This window comes from Streptomyces sp. NPDC059853 (assembly GCF_042731495.1).
In the GTDB taxonomy this organism is placed as follows: domain Bacteria; phylum Actinomycetota; class Actinomycetes; order Streptomycetales; family Streptomycetaceae; genus Streptomyces.
This window is the reverse complement of sequence record NZ_JBHWJL010000360.1, coordinates 1-4692: the sequence shown is the minus strand read 5'-3', so window position 1 is coordinate 4692 and position 4692 is coordinate 1. Positions and strand designations below refer to the sequence as shown.

Sequence of the window (4692 nt, the reverse complement as noted above, 5' to 3'; positions counted from 1 at the left end):
CAGGGCCCCGGCGGCTCCGGCCGCCGAGGGCGCGTACGTCACCCCGCTGGTGCGCAAGCTCGCCAGCGAGAACGGCGTCGACCTCAACACCGTCACCGGCTCCGGTGTCGGCGGGCGCATCCGCAAGCAGGACGTCCTGGCCGCCGCCGAGGCCGCCAAGGCCGCCGCCGCGGCTCCGGCGCCCGCCGCCGCCCCGGCCGCGCAGGCCCCGGCCGCCCGGACCCCGTCCCCGCTGCGCGGCCAGACGGTGAAGCTGACGCGGATCCGCAAGGTCATCGCGCAGAACATGATGAAGGCGCTGCACAACCAGGCGCAGCTGTCCACCGTGGTCGAGGTGGATGTCACCCGCATCATGAAGCTGCGGGCGCGGGCCAAGGAGTCCTTCCTGGCGCGCGAGGGCGTCAAGCTCTCCCCGATGCCGTTCTTCGTGAAGGCCGCCGCCGAGGCGCTGAAGGTCCACCCGGCCGTCAACGCCAAGCTCAACGACGACGACACCGTCACGTACCACGACGTCGAGAACATCGGCATCGCGGTGGACTCGGACAAGGGCCTGATGGTCCCGGTCATCAAGGGCGCCGGCGATCTGAGCATCGCGGGCATCGCCAAGAAGACCGCCGAGCTGGCCGGCAAGGTCCGCTCGGGCAAGCTGAGCCCGGACGACATGAGCGGCGGCACGTTCACGATCAGCAACACCGGTTCGCGCGGTGCGCTGTTCGACACGATCATCGTGAACTACCCGCAGGTCGCCGAGCTGGGCATCGGTGCCACGGTGCGCCGTCCGGTCGTGATCGACCACCCGGAGCTGGGTGAGACGATCGCGGTCCGCGACATGGTGTACCTGACGCTCTCCTACGACCACCAGCTGGTGGACGGCGCCGACGCCGCCCGCTACCTGACGGACGTGAAGGCCCGCCTGGAGGCCGGGGAATTCGAGGGCGAGCTGGGGCTGTAAGCCGCGGCGACACCCCTGGCGCGCGCCCCGTCCGGAGCATTCCGGGCGGGGCGCGCTCTATGGTTCTTGGGCAGCCAGTACCAGGGAGCGTGGTGTCACTCATGAGTCAGCCGGTCGTGCATTCCCTGCGCGAACAGATCCGCCAGCACATCGTCGAGGGCATCGTCAGCGGGCGCTGGCAACCGGGTGAGCGGATCGTGGAGCGGCGGATCGCGGTGGAGCTGGAGGTCAGCCAGACCCCGGTGCGCGAGGCGCTGCGCGAGCTGGAGGCGCTGCGGCTGATCGAGTCGGCCCCGAACAAGGGCGTGCGGGTGCGGACGCTGACCGTGCCGGTGCTGGAGGAGATCTACCCGGTGCGGGCGGGCCTGGAGCAGATCGCGGCGGAGCTGGCGGCCGGGCGCCTGGAGCGCGATGTGTCGGCCCTGGAGCCGCATGTGGCGGCCCTGTACGCGGCGGACCGTGCGGGGGACGCGGAGGGCCAGGTGGGGCACACGGTGGCCTTCCACCGGGAGCTGGTGCGTGCCTCGGGGAACGGGGTGCTGCTGCACACCTGGGAGTCGCTGGGCATCGAGGTGTGGACGGCACTGTCGATCCGCTGGCTGGGGACGCGGCAGCAGTCGTACGCGGAGGAGCACCAGGCGCTGCTGGACGCGTTCACCCGGGGCGATCCGCGGATCGGCGAGCTGGTGAAGGAGCACGTGCTGAACTGCGCGCCGCATGTTCCGGAGGGGACGGAGACCGTCCCGCCGCTGGCACAGGGTGCCCGTGGGGCCTGAAGATGCGCAATTGTCCTGGCACAGGATGCCAATTTCCCCGTTCTGAGCGGTTTTTTAGCACCCACCTTTGATCGATCATCGATCACGGGCTTACAGTCATCAGCAACCGTTGTTACACCCGCATGACATTGTCCTGTCCGGAAGGGGGCCACCCATGCCCGATCCCGTACGCCTTCGGCTCTCCGCGCTCGACCAGCTGCCGGACCGTGATCCCGAGGAGACCGCCGAATGGGGCGCGAGCCTCGACGCCGTCGCGGCCGCCGCCGGCCCGCACCGGGCCGGCCAGCTGGTGCGCCGCACGGTGGAGCACGCGCAGGCCACCGGGATCGATGTGCCCTCCCTGCTGGAGACCGACTACATCAACTCCATCCCGACCGGCGCCGAGCCCGAGTTCCCCGGTGACGAGGCCCTGGAGGCCCGCATCACCGCGTGGAACCGGTGGAACGCCGCCGCCATGGTGACCCGGGGCGCCCGGTACGGGGTGGGCGGCCACATCGCCACCTTCGCCTCCGCCGCCTGGCTGTACGAGACCGGCTTCCAGCACTTCTTCCGCGGCAAGGACGCGGCGGACGCCCCCGGCTCCGGCGACCAGCTCTTCATCCAGGGCCACGCCTCCCCCGGCATCTACGCCCGCGCGTTCCTGGACGGCCGGCTCACCGAGGCCCACCTGGACAACTTCCGGCAGGAGTCGGGCGGCGCCGGCCTCCCCTCGTACCCGCACCCGCGCCGGCTGCCCTGGCTGTGGGAGTTCCCCACCGTCTCCATGGGCATAGGCCCGCTGTCGGCGATCTACCAGGCGCGGTTCAACCGCTATCTGGAAAACCGCGGGATCAAGGACACCTCCGGCTCGCACGTGTGGGCGTTCCTCGGCGACGGCGAGATGGACGAGCCCGAGTCGACCGCCGCGCTGGCGCTGGCCGGCCGCGAGGGTCTGGACAACCTCACCTTCGTCATCAACTGCAACCTCCAGCGGCTCGACGGCCCGGTGCGCGCGAACTTCAAGATCGTGCAGGAGCTGGAGGCCCAGTTCCGGGCCGCCGGCTGGAACGTCGTCAAGACGCTGTGGGGCTCCGCCTGGGACGACCTGCTGCGGGCCGACACCACCGGCGCGCTGGTACGGCGGCTGCGGGAGGTGCCGGACGCGCAGTTCCAGACGTACGCCACCCGCGACGTCGCCTACATCCGTGACCACTTCTTCGGCACCGAACCGGCGCTGGCGCAGCTGGGCGCCTCGCTGTCCGACGCGAAGATCGCCGAGTGCTTCCACACCTCGCGCGGCGGCCACGAGCCCCGCAAGGTGTACGCGGCCTACCGCGCCGCCGTGGAGTTCAAGGGCGCCCCGACGGTGGTGCTGGCCCAGACGGTCAAGGGCCACACGCTGGGCGAGGGCTTCCAGTCGCGCAACGCCAACCACCAGATGAAGAAGCTCTCGGTGGACGAGTTCAAGGACATGCGCGACCTGCTCGGCCTGCCGATCAAGGACAGCGACTTCGTCGACGGCGTGGTCCCCTACGGCCACCCGGGCCCGGACTCCCCCGAGGTCCGCTACCTCCAGGAGCGGCGCGCGGCCCTCGGCGGCCCCGCCCCGGCGCGCCGGGTGCACCAGGTGGTGCTGCCCGAGCCGTCCGAGAAGGCGTTCAAGGCCCTGGAGAAGGGGTCGGGCTCGCAGGAGGTCGCCACCACCATGGTGATCGTCCGGCTGGTCAAGGACCTGATGCGGGAGAAGGAGAGCGGGCGCCGCTGGGTGCCGATCGTCCCGGACGAGGCCCGTACCTTCGGCATGGAGTCGATGTTCCCGTCCGCCGGGATCTACTCCCCGCTGGGCCAGACCTACGAGTCGGTCGACCGCGACCAGCTGCTGCACTACAAGGAAGCCGTCAACGGCCAGATCCTCAACGAGGGGATCACCGAGGCCGGCTCGATGGCCGACTTCACGGCGGCGGCGACCTCGTACGCCACGCACGGCGAGCCGATGATCCCGTTCTACATCTTCTACTCGATGTTCGGCTGGCAGCGCACCGGCGACCAGATGTGGGCGCTGGGCGACCAGCTGGGGCGCGGCTTCATCGTGGGTGCCACGGCCGGGCGCACCACGCTCACCGGTGAGGGCCTCCAGCACGCGGACGGCCACTCGCCGCTGATCGCCTCCACCAACCCGGCGGCGCTCACCTACGACCCGGCCTTCGCGTACGAGGTCGGCGTGATCGTCAAGGACGGTCTGCGCCGGATGTACGGCCCGGACGCCGAGGACGTCTTCTACTACCTGACCGTCTACAACGAGCCGAAGCCGCAGCCGGCCATGCCCGAGGGCGTGGAGGAGGGCATCCTGCGCGGTCTGTACCGCTTCAACGAGGGCTCCGCGCCCTCGGCGGAGGCTCCCCGGGTGCAGCTGATGGCTTCCGGTACGGCCATCCACTGGGTCCTGGAGGCCCAGCGGCTGCTGGCCGAGCAGTGGGGCGTGGCCGCCGACGTGTGGTCCGCCACCTCCTGGAGCGAGCTGCGCCGTGACGCCCTGTCCTGTGACGCGGCGCAGCTTCGAGGGGAAGACCGGGTCCCGTACGTGACGCGTGCGCTGCGGGGCGCGCGGGGCCCGGTCCTCGCCGTCAGCGACTGGATGCGGGCGGTGCCCGACCAGATCAGCCAGTGGGTGGAGCAGGACTACTCCTCGCTCGGCACCGACGGCTTCGGCCTCTCGGACACCCGCGAGGCGGCGCGCCGGCACTTCGGTGTCGACCCGCAGTCGATCGTGGTCGCGGCGCTGGACCGGCTGGCCCGCGCCGGTGACGTCAAGCGCGAGACGGTTCTGGCCGCGCGGGAGGCGTACGGCCTCTGAGTCCGTGACCGGCGGGCCCGTGCGGTGCCCGTTCCCCGGGGGGGGGGCGGGCCCGCCGCATTTTGTGTTGTTGGGACGTTGCGGGCCGCCCGTCTGGTGAGAGTGGTACTGCTGCTCCAGACCCGCCGGAC

3 protein-coding genes are annotated in these 4692 nt (G+C 71.1%); all 3 read left to right on the top strand.

Annotation, left to right across the window (positions count from 1 at the left end; all coding sequences use genetic code 11):
• Window positions 1–952: 2-oxoglutarate dehydrogenase, E2 component, dihydrolipoamide succinyltransferase (gene sucB, locus ACFV5N_RS24870; protein WP_385603921.1), on the top strand; the 952-nt coding region annotated here is incomplete at its 5' end.
• A gap of 101 nt (window positions 953–1053) precedes the next feature.
• Window positions 1054–1728, top strand: a complete 675-nt coding sequence (locus tag ACFV5N_RS24865) for a GntR family transcriptional regulator (protein WP_381183936.1) — start codon at window positions 1054–1056, stop codon at window positions 1726–1728.
• 154 nt (window positions 1729–1882) lie between these two features.
• On the top strand, window positions 1883–4561 hold the full coding sequence (gene aceE, locus ACFV5N_RS24860) for a pyruvate dehydrogenase (acetyl-transferring), homodimeric type (protein WP_385603918.1): 2679 nt from the start codon (window positions 1883–1885) through the stop codon (window positions 4559–4561).
• The last annotated feature ends 131 nt before the right edge of the window (window positions 4562–4692 follow it).

What these genes read in the sequence shown, in the direction of transcription:
- aceE (WP_385603918.1), top strand. Translation starts at nt 1,883, where the DNA reads ATGCCCGATCCCGTACGCCTTCGGCTCTCCGCGCTCGACCAGCTGCCG.
- ACFV5N_RS24865 (WP_381183936.1), top strand. Translation starts at nt 1,054, where the DNA reads ATGAGTCAGCCGGTCGTGCATTCCCTGCGCGAACAGATCCGCCAGCAC.